Source organism: Intestinirhabdus alba (genome assembly GCF_009711095.1).
GTDB lineage: Bacteria > Pseudomonadota > Gammaproteobacteria > Enterobacterales > Enterobacteriaceae > Intestinirhabdus > Intestinirhabdus alba.
The window spans coordinates 1-16695 of sequence record NZ_WMJZ01000052.1 but is presented as its reverse complement, the minus strand read 5'-3'; the positions used below and the strand labels follow the sequence as shown (position 1 = coordinate 16695).

11 protein-coding genes are annotated in these 16695 nt (G+C 58.2%); 3 read left to right on the top strand and 8 right to left on the bottom strand.

Translation table 11 applies throughout. From position 1 onward, the window contains the following. The 7 genes from GJV78_RS21200 to asd all read right to left on the bottom strand — a co-directional run. The coding region (locus tag GJV78_RS21200; protein WP_155110103.1) for a type VI secretion system Vgr family protein at nucleotides 1–629 on the bottom strand (629 nt) is incomplete at its 3' end. Nucleotides 630–1392: 763 nt separating this feature from the next. Then, nucleotides 1393–3840, bottom strand: coding sequence for a glycogen phosphorylase (gene glgP / locus GJV78_RS21195; protein WP_155110102.1), 2448 nt, complete (start codon nucleotides 3838–3840; stop codon nucleotides 1393–1395). 18 nt (nucleotides 3841–3858) lie between these two features. Then, nucleotides 3859–5292: a glycogen synthase GlgA gene (gene glgA / locus GJV78_RS21190; protein ID WP_155110101.1), complete on the bottom strand. Its 1434-nt coding sequence runs from the start codon at nucleotides 5290–5292 to the stop codon at nucleotides 3859–3861. After that, nucleotides 5292–6587, bottom strand: coding sequence for a glucose-1-phosphate adenylyltransferase (gene glgC / locus GJV78_RS21185; protein WP_155110100.1), 1296 nt, complete (start codon nucleotides 6585–6587; stop codon nucleotides 5292–5294). The genes glgA and glgC overlap by 1 nt, the downstream gene beginning before the upstream one ends. A gap of 16 nt (nucleotides 6588–6603) precedes the next feature. Next, nucleotides 6604–8577, bottom strand: coding sequence for a glycogen debranching protein GlgX (glgX, locus tag GJV78_RS21180; RefSeq protein ID WP_155110099.1), 1974 nt, complete (start codon nucleotides 8575–8577; stop codon nucleotides 6604–6606). Continuing rightward, nucleotides 8574–10760, bottom strand: a complete 2187-nt coding sequence (gene glgB, locus GJV78_RS21175) for a 1,4-alpha-glucan branching enzyme (protein ID WP_155110098.1) — start codon at nucleotides 10758–10760, stop codon at nucleotides 8574–8576. Before glgB ends, glgX begins: the two co-directional genes overlap by 4 nt. Before the next feature lie 253 nt (nucleotides 10761–11013). Next, on the bottom strand, nucleotides 11014–12120 hold the full coding sequence (gene asd, locus GJV78_RS21170; protein ID WP_155110097.1) for an aspartate-semialdehyde dehydrogenase: 1107 nt from the start codon (nucleotides 12118–12120) through the stop codon (nucleotides 11014–11016). A gap of 562 nt (nucleotides 12121–12682) precedes the next feature. On the opposite strand from asd, the gene yhgN reads away from it, so the two are divergent. Together yhgN and GJV78_RS21160 are read left to right on the top strand one after the other, a co-directional pair. Then, nucleotides 12683–13276, top strand: coding sequence for an NAAT family transporter YhgN (yhgN, locus tag GJV78_RS21165; protein ID WP_155110096.1), 594 nt, complete (start codon nucleotides 12683–12685; stop codon nucleotides 13274–13276). Between the two features lie 585 nt (nucleotides 13277–13861). After that, nucleotides 13862–14482: a hypothetical protein gene (locus GJV78_RS21160; protein ID WP_155110095.1), complete on the top strand. Its 621-nt coding sequence runs from the start codon at nucleotides 13862–13864 to the stop codon at nucleotides 14480–14482. 41 nt (nucleotides 14483–14523) lie between these two features. Here the strand turns inward: GJV78_RS21160 and GJV78_RS21155 are convergent, their stop codons facing one another. Further along, nucleotides 14524–15567 (bottom strand): PAAR domain-containing protein, encoded by a 1044-nt coding sequence (locus GJV78_RS21155; RefSeq protein WP_155110094.1) that lies wholly within the window; start codon nucleotides 15565–15567, stop codon nucleotides 14524–14526. 331 nt (nucleotides 15568–15898) lie between these two features. Between GJV78_RS21155 and GJV78_RS21150 the strand changes: the two genes are divergently transcribed. Continuing rightward, nucleotides 15899–16471, top strand: coding sequence for a hypothetical protein (locus tag GJV78_RS21150; RefSeq protein ID WP_155110093.1), 573 nt, complete (start codon nucleotides 15899–15901; stop codon nucleotides 16469–16471). Nucleotides 16472–16695 lie beyond the last annotated feature (224 nt).

Sequence of the window (16695 nt, the reverse complement as noted above, 5' to 3'; positions counted from 1 at the left end):
CGCACGTAGCCCTGGCGGTCGTCGCAGAACTCCGCCACGTCGATGTGCAGCCGCGTGTCCGTGGTGAAGCGGAACCAGATACCCACCTCGCCCAGCAGCCGGCTGACAAAGTGCAGGTCGTCCTCCCCGTACTGCATCACCTGCTCCCGGCGCGGGTATGTCTTCGTCAGCGAGAACAGAAAGTCCTGGCCCCGCATCCCGTGCCGCTCCCGGAGGATTTTTTCCACTATCTGCGGCACCGACATGTCCTGATAGATGGCGTTCTGGTGCGATCGCGCCAGCAGCGCCAGCCGCGGCTCCAGGGTCAGGGCGTAACGGGTCTCGTCTTTCGAACTGCCCAGGCGCTCAAAGCCGCTCACCACCCCCTGAATCACCCGCAGCGGCCGCTGCGCCGTTATCCCGAACCCCTGGTCCACCGGGGCGCGCAGGGTCAGCGAGGCCGGCTTCAGCAGCATATTCTCTTTAGTGATGTCGTGGTCCGGGCTGGTGAATTCGATGCGGTAGCGGAAGGGCCGGCTTAAGGCCTCCTCTCCTTCAAAGGCCAGCACGTCCAGCGTGGACTGGCAGCCCTTTACCGCCAGCAGGTGGTGGCTGTGGCTGAATAAGAGTGGTGTAAGACTGGCGGTCATACTTTATCTCCCTTTGTAAACCTGTCAGACGCCGATTCAGCGGCGCGTATGGCGTGTTTTTTAATTCGTAGACGCAGTCGCAGGTGCCGTAAGAAACAGGTCGCGTAGTGCCCGATCCTCAGGACATTTATCGCTCAAATATATCCTTAATAAATATTTGCAATTGTTATTTAGAATACTGAACCTAATATAAATTCTTCCAACATATAATTATTACAATTTAAAACAGTATGCAAATAAGAATATTTCACCCGCTATTGATATCGTTTATCTTCAACAGGAATGCAGCGGTGCTGTGACAGTTATTCATTAACGTCATACGTCAGGCTGCCTGCGCACTCGCCTTTGGTTACTCGTCTCATTCATAAGGGCCGCCGCTACGCGGCGTTCAAAACGCGCTGCGTTTTGGCCTGCAATTCGAATTATTTAGGGTATAAACCAATCAATAAAGAGAAGTGGCGGGAATAATTTACTGGTTATTCCCAAAAGAAGTAGCCAGGCGCTTAATTAACGCGACAAATAATAACCCGCGGCTATAAAAAGCAAAGCTATTGTAGCCCTGAGGCGGCGCATATCGCATATAGCGTGAAACAGCCGCCCGTAATAACGGTTTATCGACCTGATGCTACACGTTTATTATTTCTGCCTGTCTCCGTCATACTTCAGGCCGCATGTGCATTCGCCTTTGGTTACTCGCCCCATCCATAAGGCTCGCCCTGACGGGGCCTGACAGCCCCGTTTCTTCTCCCTTTCGCCGGGCGCGCTACAGCCGCACCGGATTAATATGCCAGATAGACTCCGCGTACTCCTGAATGGTTCGGTCGGATGAGAAGTAGCCCATATTGGCGATGTTGAGCATCGTTTTGGCGGTCCACTCTTCCGGGCTGAGGTACAGCTCATCCACCCGCTGCTGGCAGTCGACGTAGCTGCGGAAATCCGCCAGCACCTGATAGTGGTCGCCAAAGTTAATCAGCGAATCCACCAGATCCCGGTAGCGCCCCGGCTCTTCCGGGCTGAACGCGCCGCTGCCAATCTGGGTCAGCACCTGATGCAGCTCCTCATCCTGCTCGTAATACTCGCGCGGCTTATAGCCCTGCCTGCGCAGCGCCTCTACCTCCTGCGCCGTATTGCCGAAGATAAAGATATTCTCCGCCCCCACGTGCTCCTGGATCTCAACGTTGGCACCGTCCAGCGTGCCGATGGTCAGCGCGCCGTTCAGGGCAAACTTCATATTGCTGGTGCCGGACGCCTCCGTCCCCGCCAGCGAGATCTGCTCTGACAGATCGGCGGCCGGAATAATCAGCTGCGCCAGGCTAACGCTGTAGTTGGGAATAAACACCACCTTCAGCCTGTCGCCGATCTGCGGATCGTTATTGATCGTCTTCGCCACGTCGTTAATCAGATGAATAATGTGCTTTGCCATGTAGTAGGCCGAAGCCGCCTTGCCGGCAAAGATATTCACCCGGGGAACCCATTCGGCCTCCGGCTCCGCCCTGATACGGTTGTAGCGGGCGATCACGTGCAGCACGTTCATCAGCTGGCGCTTATATTCGTGAATGCGCTTGATCTGCACGTCAAACAGCGAATGCGGATTCACCACCACATTCAGCTGCTGGGCGATAAAGGCCGCCAGCCGCTGCTTGTTCTCCAGCTTCGCCTGGCGCACCGCGCGGTTCACCAGCGGGAAGTCGCAGTGCTGCTCAAGCTCGCTCAGCTGGCTGAGGTCGGTACGCCAGGTGCGGCCAATGTGCTCATCCAGCACCCCGGAGAGCGGCGGATTGGCCAGCGCCAGCCAGCGGCGCGGCGTCACGCCGTTGGTCACGTTGCAGAAGCGGGTGGGGAAGATGCGCGCAAAATCGGCGAACAGCGACTGCACCATCAGCCTGGAGTGCAGCTCCGACACGCCGTTGACCTTATGGCTGACGATTACCGCCAGCCACGCCATCCGTACCCGGCGGCCGTTGGATTCATCGACGATCGACGCCCGCCCCAGCAGGCCGGTGTCGTTGGGATACTGCTCCTGCAGCGTTTTCAGGAAGTAGTCATTAATTTCAAAGATAATCTGCAGATGGCGCGGCAGAATTTTTCCCAGCATATCCACCGGCCAGGTCTCCAGCGCCTCGCTCATCAGGGTGTGGTTAGTGTAGGAGAAGACCTGGCAGCAGACCTCAAACGCATCGTCCCAGCTGAACTTATGCTCGTCGATCAGCAGGCGCATCAGCTCCGGGATCGACAGCACCGGGTGGGTGTCGTTAAGGTGAATGGCGATTTTATCCGCCAGGTTGGCGTAGGTTTTATGCAGCAGATAGTGGCGGTGCAGGATATCCTGCACCGTCGCCGACACCAGAAAATACTCCTGGCGCAGGCGCAGCTCGCGCCCGGAATAGGTGGAGTCGTCCGGATAGAGCACCCGGGAGACGTTCTCCGAATGGTTTTTATCCTCCACCGCCGCGAAATAGTCGCCCTGGTTGAACTTGCCGAGGTTGATTTCGCTGCTGGCCTGGGCGTTCCACAGGCGCAGGGTATTGGTGGCGTGGGTATCATAGCCGGGAACGATCTGGTCGTAGGCCACCGCGAGGATCTCCTCGGTCTCCAGCCAGCGGGTTTTTCTGCCCTCCTGCTGGAGACGCCCGCCGAAGCGCACCTTATAGCGCGTATTGTGGCGCTTGAACTCCCACGGATTGCCGTACTCCAGCCAGTAGTCCGGCGACTCCTTCTGCCGCCCGTCAACGATATTCTGGCGGAACATGCCGTAGTCGTAGCGGATACCGTACCCGCGCCCCGGCAGCCCGAGGGTGGCCAGCGAATCCAGGAAGCAGGCCGCCAGCCGCCCGAGGCCGCCGTTGCCAAGGCCGGGATCGTTCTCCTCGTCGATAAGCTCCTCCAGGTCCAGCCCCATCTCCTCCAGGGCACCTTTCACATCCTCATAAATCCCTAACGACAGCAGCGCGTTGGAGAGCGTGCGGCCGATCAGAAACTCCATCGACAGGTAGTAGACCTGGCGGGTCTCCTGGGAAAGCTGCGCGCGGTTAGAGCGCAGCCAGCGCTCCACGAGGCGATCCCGCACCGCAAACAGGGTGGCGTTCAACCACTCATGCTTATTGGCGATGGCCGGATCCTTGCCGATCGTAAACATCAGTTTGTAGGCGATGGAGTGCTTCAGGGCCTCGACGCTGAGGGTGGGCGAGGCATAGGTAAACGGAGCGTTCATCTCGGTGATTCCTGGTGGCTATTTCAAGCGATAGTAAAGCTCGCGGTATGACTTCGCCGCGACCTGCCAGCTAAAATCCATCGCCATCGCCTGGCGCTGCACAAAGCGCCAGAGCGAGGGTCGGGACCACAGTACGAAAGCGCGCCGGATCGCCCGCAGCAGCGACCAGGCGTTACTGTCTTCAAAGACAAAGCCGCTGGCGATGCCGTCCGCCAGGTTCTCCAGCGAGCTGTCGAAGACCGTATCCGCCAGCCCGCCGGTGCGCCGCACCAGCGGCAGAGTGCCGTATTTCAGGCCGTAGAGCTGGGTTAAGCCGCACGGCTCAAAGCGGCTGGGCACCAGAATCACGTCCGCCCCGGCCATAATGCGATGGGAGAAGGCTTCGTGATAGCCAATCTGCACCCCCACCTGCCCCGGATGCTCCGCCGCCGCCGCCAGGAAGCCCTCCTGTAGCACCGGATCGCCCGCCCCAAGCAGCGCCAGCTGCCCGCCCTGCTCCAGCAGCCCCGGCAGCGCCTCCAGCACCAGATCCAGCCCCTTCTGGCTGGTCAGGCGGCTGACCACCGCAAACAGCGGCGCTTTCTCATTCACCTTCAGCCCCATCGCCACCTGCAGCTGGCGCTTGTTCTCCGCCTTCTCTTCCAGGGTATCGCGCGTGTAGCGCGCCCCCAGCAGCAGATCCGTTTCGGGGCTCCAGATCTTCTCATCCACGCCGTTCAGCACCCCGGAAAGACGCCCCTCCCGGTGGCGCTGCTGCAGCAGCCCCTCCATGCCGTACGCGAACTGCGGCTCGGTGATCTCCCGGGCGTAGGTCGGGCTGACCGCCGTAATGTGGTCGGCATAGTACAGCCCGGCCTTCAGGAAGGAGATCTGCCCGTTAAACTCCAGCCCGTGCATGTTGTAGAACGACCACGGCAGTTCGATGTCATTCATATGCTTTGCGTAAAACAGCCCCTGATAGGCGAGGTTGTGGACGGTAAATACCGACTTCGCCGGTCGCCCACGCGCCGCCAGATAGGCCGGCGTCAGCCCGGCGTGCCAGTCGTGGGCGTGCACCACCTCGGGACGCCAGAAGGGATCGAGGCCGCAGGCCATTTCGCACCCAACCCAGCCCAGCAGGGCGAAGCGCAGGACGTTGTCGGCGTAGGCGTACAGGTTGGTGTCGTGATAAGGGCTGCCCGGCCGCTCGTAGAGCTGCGGGGCATCGATAAGGTAGATGCCCACGCCGTTATAATGGCCGAACAGCAGGGAGATCCTGCCGGCGAAGGTATCCCGGCGGCTGACCACCTGCGCATCCGTAATGCCGCGCCGTAGATCGGGAAAAGCGGGCAACAGCACGCGGGTGTCCACGCCGTCGGCAATTTGTGCGGCGGGCAGCGCGCCGATAACATCTGCCAGGCCACCCGTTTTCAGCAGGGGGAACATCTCTGAACATACGTGTAAAACCTGCATTATCGCTCCTGTTTGACCTGCAGTTTGCGCAACATATCGCGCGTCACTAGCACAATGCCCTCTTCCGAACGGTAGAAACGGCGCGCATCTTCTTCCGCGTTTTCGCCGATCACCATGCCTTCCGGGATAACGCAGGCGCGATCGACAATGCACCGACGCAGGCGACACGAGCGCCCGACCCAGACGTCCGGCAGCAGCACCGCCGAATCAATATTGCAGAACGAATTGACCCTCACCCGCGGGAACAGCACCGACTGCACCACCACCGAGCCGGAGATAATGCAGCCGCCGGAAACCAGCGAGTTAAGGGTCATACCGTGACTGCCGGAGCGGTCCTGAACGAACTTCGCCGGCGGCAGCGACTCCATATGGGTGCGGATAGGCCAGTTCTGATCGTACATATCCAGCTCCGGCGTCACCGAGGCCAGGTCGAGGTTGGCCTTCCAGTAGGCCTCCAGCGTGCCGACGTCGCGCCAGTAAGGCGCGGACTGCGGATCGGACTGCACGCAGGAGAGCGGGAAGGGATGGGCGTACGCCATCCCGGCTTTGGTCACCTTCGGAATAATGTCCTTGCCGAAGTCGTGGCTGGAGTTTTCGTCTTGATCGTCCTCTTCCAGCAGCGCGTAGAGATAGTCAGCGTTGAAGATATAAATCCCCATGCTGGCGAGCGCTTTGCCGTCATCGCCCGGCATCGCCGGCGGCCTGGCCGGTTTTTCAACGAAACCGATAACCTTGTCGTGTTCATCCACGGCCATCACGCCAAAGGCGGTCGCCTCTTCGATCGGCACCGGCAGGCAGGCGACGGTACAGCGCGCCCCCTTCTCATAGTGATCGATCAGCATCCGCGAGTAGTCCTGCTTGTAGATATGATCGCCGGCGAGGATCACCACGTACTCCGCCTTATAGCGGCGAATAATGTCCAGGTTCTGGGTCACCGCGTCGGCGGTGCCGCGATACCAGTTTTCCCCCTTCATTCTCTGCTGGGCAGGCAGCAGATCGACGAACTCGTTCATCTCTTCGCTGAAGAACGACCAGCCGCGCTGAATATGCTGCACCAGGGTGTGGGACTGGTACTGGGTGATCACGCCGATGCGGCGGATCCCGGAGTTCGTGCAGTTGGACAGGGCAAAATCAATAATGCGAAACTTGCCGCCGAAGTGGACGGCGGGCTTGGCCCGCTTGTTGGTTAAATCTTTCAGGCGCGTGCCGCGACCGCCCGCCAGGATCAGGGCAACGGATTTTAATGGCAGTTGGCGCGCCAGCATTACGCGATCGTTTTTCTCTAAACTCACCATGACCCACTCCTTTTTCTCATCTCTGGAACACGCAAAGCCCGTGCGCGGGTCCCTGCCAGACAGCCGTAATCACCGGATTATCCTCACCGGCGAAGGGGGGAACGGCACGCCATTCCCCGTCGGGTAAAACCATATCTGTCACTTCCGCGGCGGCGTTGAGAGTGATAAGAAAACGGTCCGACAGCAGGATTTGCATCTGCAGCGCTCCGTTCTGCCACTCGTCCAGGCTCAGGGGGCGGGCGTTGCGATTCAGCCAGCGCACGCTGCCGTCTCCCTCCTCCCACCAGCGGTTAGCTGTCAGCGCCGGGATCCGCCTGCGCAGGCGGATCAGGGCCGCGGTAAAGTCGCTTAATCCAGTATTTGCCCCGGACCAGTCCAGCCAGGTTAAGGCGTTATCCTGGCAGTAGGCATTGTTATTCCCGTGCTGGCTGTGCCCGTGTTCATCCCCCGCCAGCAGCATCGGCGTTCCCTGGGAAAGCAGCAGCGTCGCCAGCAGGGCATGTACGCTGTCGCGCCGCCGTTCGATCAGATCCAGCGGGCCGCCCGGCCCTTCCTTTCCATGATTGTTGCTGTAGTTATTGTTGCTGCCGTCTCGGTTTTCTTCGCCGTTAGCCTCGTTGTGCTTGCCGGCGAAACAGACGCAGTCGCGCAGCGTAAATCCGTCATGGGCGGTGACCAGATTCACCGAGGCGCTGGGGGAGCGGCCGTTACGCTGAAACAGGTCGCTGGAGCCGGCAAAGCGCCGGGCGAATTCACCTGGCGACAGGTTACGCTGCAGCCAGAAGCGCCGCGTCCCGTCGCGGAAACGATCGTTCCATTCGGCAAAGGGTGCCGGGAAATTACCCACCTGATAGCCACCCTCGCCGGGATCCCAGGGCTCCGCAATCAGCTTCACCGCCGAGAGCACCGGGCAGCGGCCGATGGCGGTGAACAGCGGCGCGTCCTGGCGAAACGTCGGCGTGCGGCCCATTACCGTCGCCAGGTCGAAGCGAAAGCCGTCCACATGGCAGCTTTCCACCCAGTAACGCAGGCACTGGCAGGCGTACTCCACCACCGCCGGATGGCTCAGGTTGAGGGTGTTGCCGCAGCCGGTCCAGTTGTGATAGTCGCCATCGTCCCTGATCCAATAATAGCTACGGTTATCAATTCCGCGCAGGGAGAAGGTCGGGCCGTCCAGATCCAGCTCGGCGCTGTGGTTTAACACCACGTCGAGAATGACCTCAATCCCCGCCTGGTGCAGCGCCCTGACCGCGTCGCGAAACTCGTCCAGCGCCCGGTCGGGCGAGCTGGCATACCCCGGATGCGGGGCGAACATGGCCAGCGGGTTATAGCCCCAGTAGTTGCTCAGCCCCAGCCGCTGCAGGCGCGGCTCGCTGGCAAAATGCGCCACCGGCAGCAGCTCCAGCGCGGTGATGCCGAGCCGTTTGAAATAGTCGATCGTTACCGGGTGGCCGAGCGCGTTATAGGTGCCGCGCATCGCTTCCGGGATCCCCGGATGCAGCCGGGTTAACCCTTTAACGTGGGCCTCGTAGATCACGGTTTCCCCCCAGGGCGTGCGCGGCGGGGCGTCATCCTCCCAGTCATAGCGATCGTGCGTCACCACGCACTTTGGCGCGACGGCGGCGCTGTCGTGACGATCCGGCTGCCCGTGGCCGCCGTGCAGCAGCGGGCTGTCCTTCAGTTCGCCCTCCACCCGGCGGGCGCAGGGATCGATCAGCAGCTTCGCCGGATTAAAGCGGTGCCCCTGGTCGGGCTGCCACGGACCGTGAACCCGATAGCCGTAGCGCTGGCCGGGGCGGACGCCGGCCAGATAGCCGTGCCAGACGTCGCCGGTGCGCCCCGGCAGGGTATAGCGCAGCTCCAGCCCCTGCTCGTCAAACAGGCACAGCTCCACGCGCTCCGCATGGCCGGAAAACAGCGCGAAGTTCACGCCGTGACCGTCCCAGGCGGCTCCCCAGGGGGCGGCGCGGCCGGTGGAAAGCGGCGTCATTCGCCCTCCCGTACCAGCCAGATCGTCGCCAGCGGCGGCAGGGTGAGGCTGAGCGAGTGCGGGCGGCCGTGGCTGGCGATCTCATCGCTGTGCACCGCGCCGGCGTTGCCGGCGTTGCTGCCGTGGTAGTACATCGAATCAGTATTGAGGATCTCCCGCCATCTGCCCGGCTGATTAACGCCGAAGCGATAGTCGTGGCGCGGCACCGGGGTAAAGTTGCTGGCGACGATAATCTCATTGCCCGCCCTGTCGCGGCGGACAAAAATCAGCACCGAGCGCGCGCGGTCATCCACCACCAGCCATTCAAAGCCGTAGCCGTCAAAGTCCAGCTCGTGCAGCGCCCGGTGGTGACGATAAGTATGGTTGAGATCGCGCACCAGCCGCTGCACCCCGTGATGCCAGTTGTCACCGCCTTCCAGCAGATGCCAGTCGAGGCTGGCGTCATGGTTCCATTCGCGCCCCTGGGCGAATTCGCCGCCCATAAACAGCAGCTTTTTGCCGGGGAAGGCCCACATCCAGCCGTAGTAGGCGCGCAGATTGGCAAACTTCTGCCAGGCGTCCCCCGGCATACGATCCAGAATCGATTTTTTACCGTGCACCACCTCGTCGTGGGAGAGGGGCAGGACGAAGTTTTCGGTATGGTTGTAAAGCATACCGAAGGTCAGCTTGTCGTGATGATACTGGCGATAAAGCGGGTCCAGCTTCATGTAGTCGAGGGTGTCGTGCATCCAGCCCAGGTTCCACTTGTACCAGAAGCCCAGCCCGCCCATATCCGGCGGTCTTGAAACCCCGCCGAAGTCGGTGGACTCCTCCGCCATGCTCACCGCGCCGGGAACCTGCTCGCCAAGAATACGGTTGGTGCGGCGCAAAAACTCAATGGCCTCAAGGTTTTCGCGCCCGCCGAACTCGTTGGGGATCCACTCGCCCTCCCGGCGGCTGTAGTCGCGGTAGATCATCGACGCCACGGCGTCCACCCGCAGGGCGTCAATGCCGAAGCGTTCGATCCAGTAGAGGGCGTTGCCCACCAGATAGTTGCTAACCTCCCGGCGGCCGTAGTTGTAGATCAGGGTGTTCCAGTCCTGGTGATACCCCTCCCGCGGATCGCTGTGCTCATAGAGCCGGGTGCCGTCAAATTCCGCGAGGCCAAAGTCGTCGGACGGAAAGTGGCCCGGCACCCAGTCGAGGATCACGCTCAGCCCCGCCTGGTGAGCGGCGTTAATAAAGTAGCGGAAGTCGTCGCGGGTGCCGAAGCGGCGGGTCGGCGCATACAGCCCGGTGGGCTGATAGCCCCAGCTGCCGTCAAAGGGATGTTCGTTGATCGGCAGCAGCTCCAGGTGGGTGAAGCCCATCCACTTCGCGTAGGGGACCAGCTGATCCGCCAGCTCCCGGTAGCTCAGCCAGAAATTATTGTCGGTATGGCGACGCCAGGAGCCGAGATGCACTTCATAAATGGAGATAGGCGCGTCGAACCGGTTAGCCCTTTTACGCTCCTCACTCTGCGCAACCTTTTCCGGCAGGCCGCAGATCAGCGAGGCGGTGTCCGGGCGCATCTGCGCCTCAAAGGCGTAGGGGTCGGCCTTCACCCGCAGATTGCCGTGCGCGTCAAGCAGCTCATATTTATACAGCTGGCCGTTGTGCGCACCGGGGATAAACAGCTCCCAGATGCCGCTCTCTTTGCGCAGACGCATCGGATGGCGGCGACCATCCCAGTAGTTAAACTGTCCGACCACCGAGACGCGCCGGGCGTTGGGTGCCCAGACGGAGAAGCGGGTGCCGGTCACGCCGTCCATCGTGTCGGCGTGGGCACCCAGCGTCTCATAGGGGCGCAGATGGGTGCCTTCCGACAGCAGCCAGGCGTCCATCTCCTGGATCAGCGGGCCGAAGCGGTAGGGATCGTCAATCAGGTTCTGCTGGCCGTGCCAGACCACGGCCAGCTGATAACGGAAGGGTTTTTTACGCCGCGCCAGTACGCCGCTGAAGAAACCGCGCGAGTCAAGGCACTGGAGCCTGCCGACTTTACGCCCGGTTTTAGGTTCAATTACCCACACGTCGGTGGCGTCAGGGAGCAGCGCGCGAACTTCAAGCCCTGCGGCGGTTTGATGCATGCCGAGAACGGAAAACGGGTCCGCAAAATGGCCTGCAATAAGCGCATTAATCACGTCGCTATCGATACGATCGGACATGGTGGTCATCCTGTTTTATAACGCCGCCGCTTCCGGCTATTTTTTAAGCCCGGCCGGCAACACTTTTTTTAAACTTAACAGAGCTCCTCTTTGGTCCATTCGGGCTCTAAGCTACGGCCAAATACCCGCGGTATTAAGGCACTCTTAAAGAATAGCCAATGCCCGATTTTACTCCCGGTAAAAATGAAACATCTTTTTGCGTCGCCCATAAAAAAAGGGGATGCCCCGGCATCCCCCTTTTTTTCGCGACGGTTTACGCCAGCTGGCGCAGCATCCGCCGCAGCGGCTCCGCCGCCCCCCACAGCAGCTGGTCACCGACGGTAAAGGCCGACAGATACTGCGGCCCCATGTTCAGCTTACGCAGGCGGCCGACCGGCGTGGTCAGCGTACCGGTGACGGCGGCCGGGGTCAGCTCGCGCAGGGTGATGTCGCGATCGTTCGGCACCACCTTCGCCCACGGGTTGTGCGCCGCCAGCAGCGCCTCGATCGTCGGGATCGATACGTCTTTTTTCAGCTTAATGGTGAACGCCTGGCTGTGGCAGCGCAGCGCGCCGACGCGCACGCACAGGCCGTCTACCGGGATGGCGGAGGCGGCGTTGAGGATCTTGTTGGTTTCCGCCTGGCCCTTCCACTCCTCGCGGCTCTGGCCGTTGTCGAGCTGTTTGTCGATCCACGGGATCAGGCTTCCCGCCAGCGGAACGCCAAAGTTGTCCACCGGCAGGTCGCCGCTGCGGGTCAGCCGGGTAACCTTGCGCTCAATGTCGAGAATGGCGGAAGAGGGGGTCGCCAGCTCGTCGGCCACGTGACCGTACAGCTGCCCCATCTGATTCAGCAGCTCGCGCATATGGCGCGCTCCGCCGCCGGAGGCCGCCTGGTAGGTCGCCACCGACACCCACTCCACCAGGTCGTCGGCAAACAGGCCGCCCAGCGACATCAGCATCAGGCTGACGGTGCAGTTGCCGCCGACGAAGGTTTTAACGCCGCGGTTCAGACCTTCGGTAATCACGCGCTGGTTAACGGGATCGAGAATAATAATGGCGTCGTCTTTCATACGCAGCGAAGAGGCGGCGTCAATCCAGTAGCCCTGCCATCCGCTTTCGCGAAGCTTTGGATAGATTTCGTTGGTATAATCGCCGCCCTGACAGGTCACAATAATATCAAGCGCCTTCAGCGCTTCCAGATCGAAGGCATCCTGAAGCAGGCCGGCGGCGGTGCCGCCGAACGACGGCGCAGCCTGTCCGAGCTGAGAAGTGGAAAAGAAAACAGGGCGAATGGCGTCAAAATCGCGCTCCTCAATCATGCGCTGCATGAGAACGGAGCCGACCATGCCGCGCCAGCCGATAAAACCAACATTTTTCATAGCGTTTTTCCTGCTGAGATGTGTGCTGTGTTATACGCAAAATCATTCAGACTGCATCGGGGCGGCAAGCGAACGCATCCCGATAAGCGATTCGGGGCGTGAAGGTAGCCAACACAGATGCAGCGTGAAAGACGACGGGTATATGCGTGCCGGAGTCCTGCGGCACCTCTTCACCATACAAAAAGCAGCCAAAGTCGCAAGTGAAATAAATCAATGATAGCGAAGCCATCAGCAGCACGGCTTATACCCTAAATAATTCGAGTTGCAGGACAAAACGCAGCGCGTTTTGAACAGCCCCCGGGCTGGCCCCGAAGGGGGGAGGCCGACAGGCCGAATCACGCGGCGACGCAGCGACAAATTCGTCAGGAACGAATTTGAACAGCCGCAGGCTGCCTCTGGTGAGAGACAGGGATGTCTCTCATTAATCCCCGGGAGCTTACTGTAGTAAGTGACCGGGGTGAACGAGGAAAGCCAACGCACATGCGGCTTGAAGTATGACGGGTATATCCTGCCGACCAGGCGCGGAGGGTAGGCAGATGGCAATGACCGGAAAATATTAATTATGAACGAGATCGTTTCTGCAGCAGTACTATTGATTCTGATTATGGATCCGCTGGGCAATCTGCCCATTTTCATGTCCGTACTCAAGCATACCGAGCCAAAACGGCGTCGGGCTATTATGGTGCGTGAATTATTCATCGCCCTGCTGCTGATGCTGATTTTCCTCTTCGCAGGGGAAAAAATTCTGGCCTTTCTCAACCTGCGGGCGGAAACCGTGTCGATCTCCGGGGGCATTATTTTGTTTCTGATCGCCATTAAGATGATCTTTCCCAGCGCCACGGGCAACAGCGTCGGGCTGCCGGCGGGGGAAGAACCGTTTATCGTGCCGCTGGCGATCCCGCTGGTGGCCGGCCCCACCCTGCTGGCGACCCTGATGCTGCTATCGCATCAGTATCCCGGCCAGATGGGCCATCTGGTTATCGCCCTGCTGTTGGCCTGGGGCGGCACCTTCGTTATTCTGCTGCAGTCGTCGCTGTTCCTGCGCCTGCTCGGTGAAAAAGGGGTGAACGCGCTGGAGCGTCTGATGGGGCTGATTCTGGTGATGCTGGCCACCCAGATGTTCCTCGACGGCATCAGAATGTGGATGAAGGGGTAGCGTCAGGCGGCCGGGTCCGGCAGGCAAGTACGCCGTCGGATCATCAGGGTTGCGACCGGACGTTGGCGTCAGTTTTTTCGCCAGCGGCCTCCGGGAAGACACCTGACGATTCGGCCGCAGGCGGGTATCGCGGCCCGGCAAATCAAAGGGGCCGACAAAAACGGTATGTGATGCGCCAGCGGTGCCCCTTCACCGGGCCTGCCGCTGGCGCGAAGTTGGAAGCTCCTTATCAGAGCGCTGAAGGCAGAAGCTGACGCCTCGTAACCTGCACCAGTTTGAATATTCTCCAGCGACGCTGACGAAGTATTGTCTGACGTGCGGGAAGTTAATGACCGTACGGCCAGTACAGAGTCACCATAAAGGTGCCGGTGGATATGCCGGAGCTGAGTAAAGGCGTAGACTTTTTTATCGATATCAGACAATACGGAATAAAATAATCCGCGCGCGCCTCTGTGCTCGCTTCTGCCTCGCGGCGTCTGTCTGAAATGCTGGCCCGGCGGGCAATCCGCTCAAAAACGGGTTGAAAAAAAATCAATCACGTTCATTATTCTGTAACAAATGTTCAGCGGCAAGGGAGTGCAATCGATGAAAACAACGCTGTTGATACTGGGGATCCTGCTCGGGGCGGGCGGCGTGCTGCTCTGGCAGTGGATGAAGCCCCCCGCCGACGATCCCTACTTTTTTCTGACGCCGAAACCCACCATTATCAACGATCAATACTATTCTGTTGAGAAGCCAATAAAACTTGATAAGGCGGGCGAATGCGTCAGCTTTATTTTCTGGAAGGTTCCGCAGCCCACGCCAAAGCTCCTTTATCTCTTCCCCACTAATAAGACTAGTCCTAAAATCAGTATCCGTATGTCAGGCTTCAGAAATAACGAGGAGTTCTGGCAATCGGGTATATTAACTGAGTGGTATGACGGCAGTGAAACCTGGAGAGGAATAAAAAGAAAGGACGATCGGCCATTTTTAGAGGTAACCATAGCAAAAATCGACAGCAACCTGCGCGAGACCGTCGTTTATAAGAAAGCCCTTTCAGCACTACGTTTATACGCAATCCGGAATAAAGAGCAACTTTTTGACATACGAGAAGTTGATGGCCCGTACGGCCAGTATAAAGTCACCATAAAGGTGCTGGTAGATATGCCGGAGCTGAGTAAAGGCTTGGACTTTTTTATCGATATCAGACAATACGGAATAAAATAACCCGCGCGCCCCGCACTGAGGCGCGCGCCTCTGCCTGACCGTTATACCGTTTCCGCCGGCTCATCGCCGTCCGTTTTAGACAGCAACCACTGTATCAGCGTTCGCTCAGGTATCTTGTTATAGTGTTCCCTGTTTAACTCGCTGTCGGGGAAGGGGGCAGGAATGGATTTGATATGCGGAATATTGTTGATCACCTTCAGATCCCCGTCAAATTCGCCGGATTTTTTCTTCTCTTTATTATAATCGCTCAGATCGTTCCACGTTTCGACGGGAAGTAACCCGGCAAAGCGTAAAGCCTGAAAGGTAAAGTCGATACAGCTGTTTGTTGCGCCGTTATAATAGAGATCAAAATATTCATCGTTCTCTCTTAAACTTTCACCACCAAATAAGTTTAATTTATCATACTGTTCATAGTTTATTTCCATAGTACGAAAATAATAGGGGTTCTCATAATGCTTATTATCAGTACTTACTACTTCTCCAGGCCCAACAACCCCTTTTTTAATTGGCGCAAACCCATAGGATATTTCATATATTACCGTACCACCGGATAATTTTTCTATTCTTAACCACATATGGCCGGCTGCCGATACCTTTCTTTCACCGTCCTCAAATTCAGGTTCGCCATTATCATTATTCAAAGGCGTCCCCGGATAAGCGGCATAGATGGTCACGGTATAGCGGTTTTCCGCAGGCGTCTCTTTTTTTGCGCTCTGGGCAAACTGCTCCGGCTCGTCGGCCAGAAACGGCTGCTTCTCTTTCTCCCTTGCCCTTTCCGCTGCCCGCCCGGCGTTGCTGTCAATATCATAGGTATCGGTAAATTGTGATGGTATAAATCTCGCCCGACAGGGACAGGAGCTGAAGCTCTCTATCGAGCCTGCCCACTGTCGGTGTACGCCATCGACATTATACGTGTCTCCCATCCCGCCGCAGACGTAGAACATCCCTTTGCATTTCCCGCAGGAGACCAGATCGCGCTCTCTGACCCTTCTTTTCCCCCTGTAAGTATCATCCGCCGCGCCGCTCAGGATACGCCCGCCGCAGGTCGTATAGTCTCCCTGATAGAGAAAGAATCCTGTTCTCATACCCCCTCCCGGTTGTCTGGTCAAAAAACCAGCATATTTTAACGTGAGATCAGCAGAGTTATCTTTTTATTATGCTGTATTTTTACGGAATTATTCTGAACCTTAGATCTGTTCCATACCGGTTATTCTGCTTTTTTAAGTATCATAAACCTGGCTGATAAATAGCCCTTTTTTATACTACAGAGTACCGGTCAGATCGGACAAACCGGCCAAAAACTGCTTGAATAGAGCACACCACGTTTATTACTGTGTACAAAATGTAAAAAGGCAGGGAGTGCAATCGATGAGAGCAATACTGTTGATACTGGGGATCCTGCTCGGAGCGGGCGGCGTGCTGCTCTGGCAGTGGATGAAGCCCCCCGCCGACGATCCCTACTTTTTTCTGACGCCGAAACCCACCATTATCAACGATCAATACTATTCTGTTGAGAAGCCAATAAAACTTGATAAGGCGGGCGAATGCGTCAGCTTTATTTTCTGGAAGGTTCCGCAGCCCACGCCAAAGCTCCTTTATCTCTTTCCCGCTAATAAACCGAGTCCTAAAATCAGGATCCGCATGTCAGGCTTCAAAAATAACGAGGAGTTCTGGCAATCGGGTATATTAACTGAATGGCGTGACGGCAGAGGAACCTGGGAAGGGATAAAGAGAAAGGATAATCAGCCATTTTTAGAGGTAACCATAGCAAAAATCGACAGCGACCTGCGCGAGACCGTCGTTTATAAGGAAGCCCTTTCAGCGCTACATTTTTATGCCGTCTTTGATGAAGGGGTACTGTTTGACGTGCGGGAGGTTAATGACCCGTACGGCCAGTATAAAGTCACCATGAAGGTGCTGGAGGATATACCGGAGTTGAGTAAAGGCTTGGACTTTTTTATCGATATCAGACAATACGGAATAAAATAACCCGCTCGCGCCTCTGTGCTCGCTTTAGCCTCGCGACGTCTGTCAGAAATGCTGGCCCGGCGGGCAATCCGCTCAAAAACGGGTTGAAAAAAATCAATCACGTTCATTATTCTGTAACAAACGTTCGGCAGCCAGGGAGTGCAATCGATGAGAACAACGCTATTGATGCTGGGGATCCTGCTTGGGGCGGGCGGCGTGCTGCTCTGGCAGTGGATGAAGCCCCC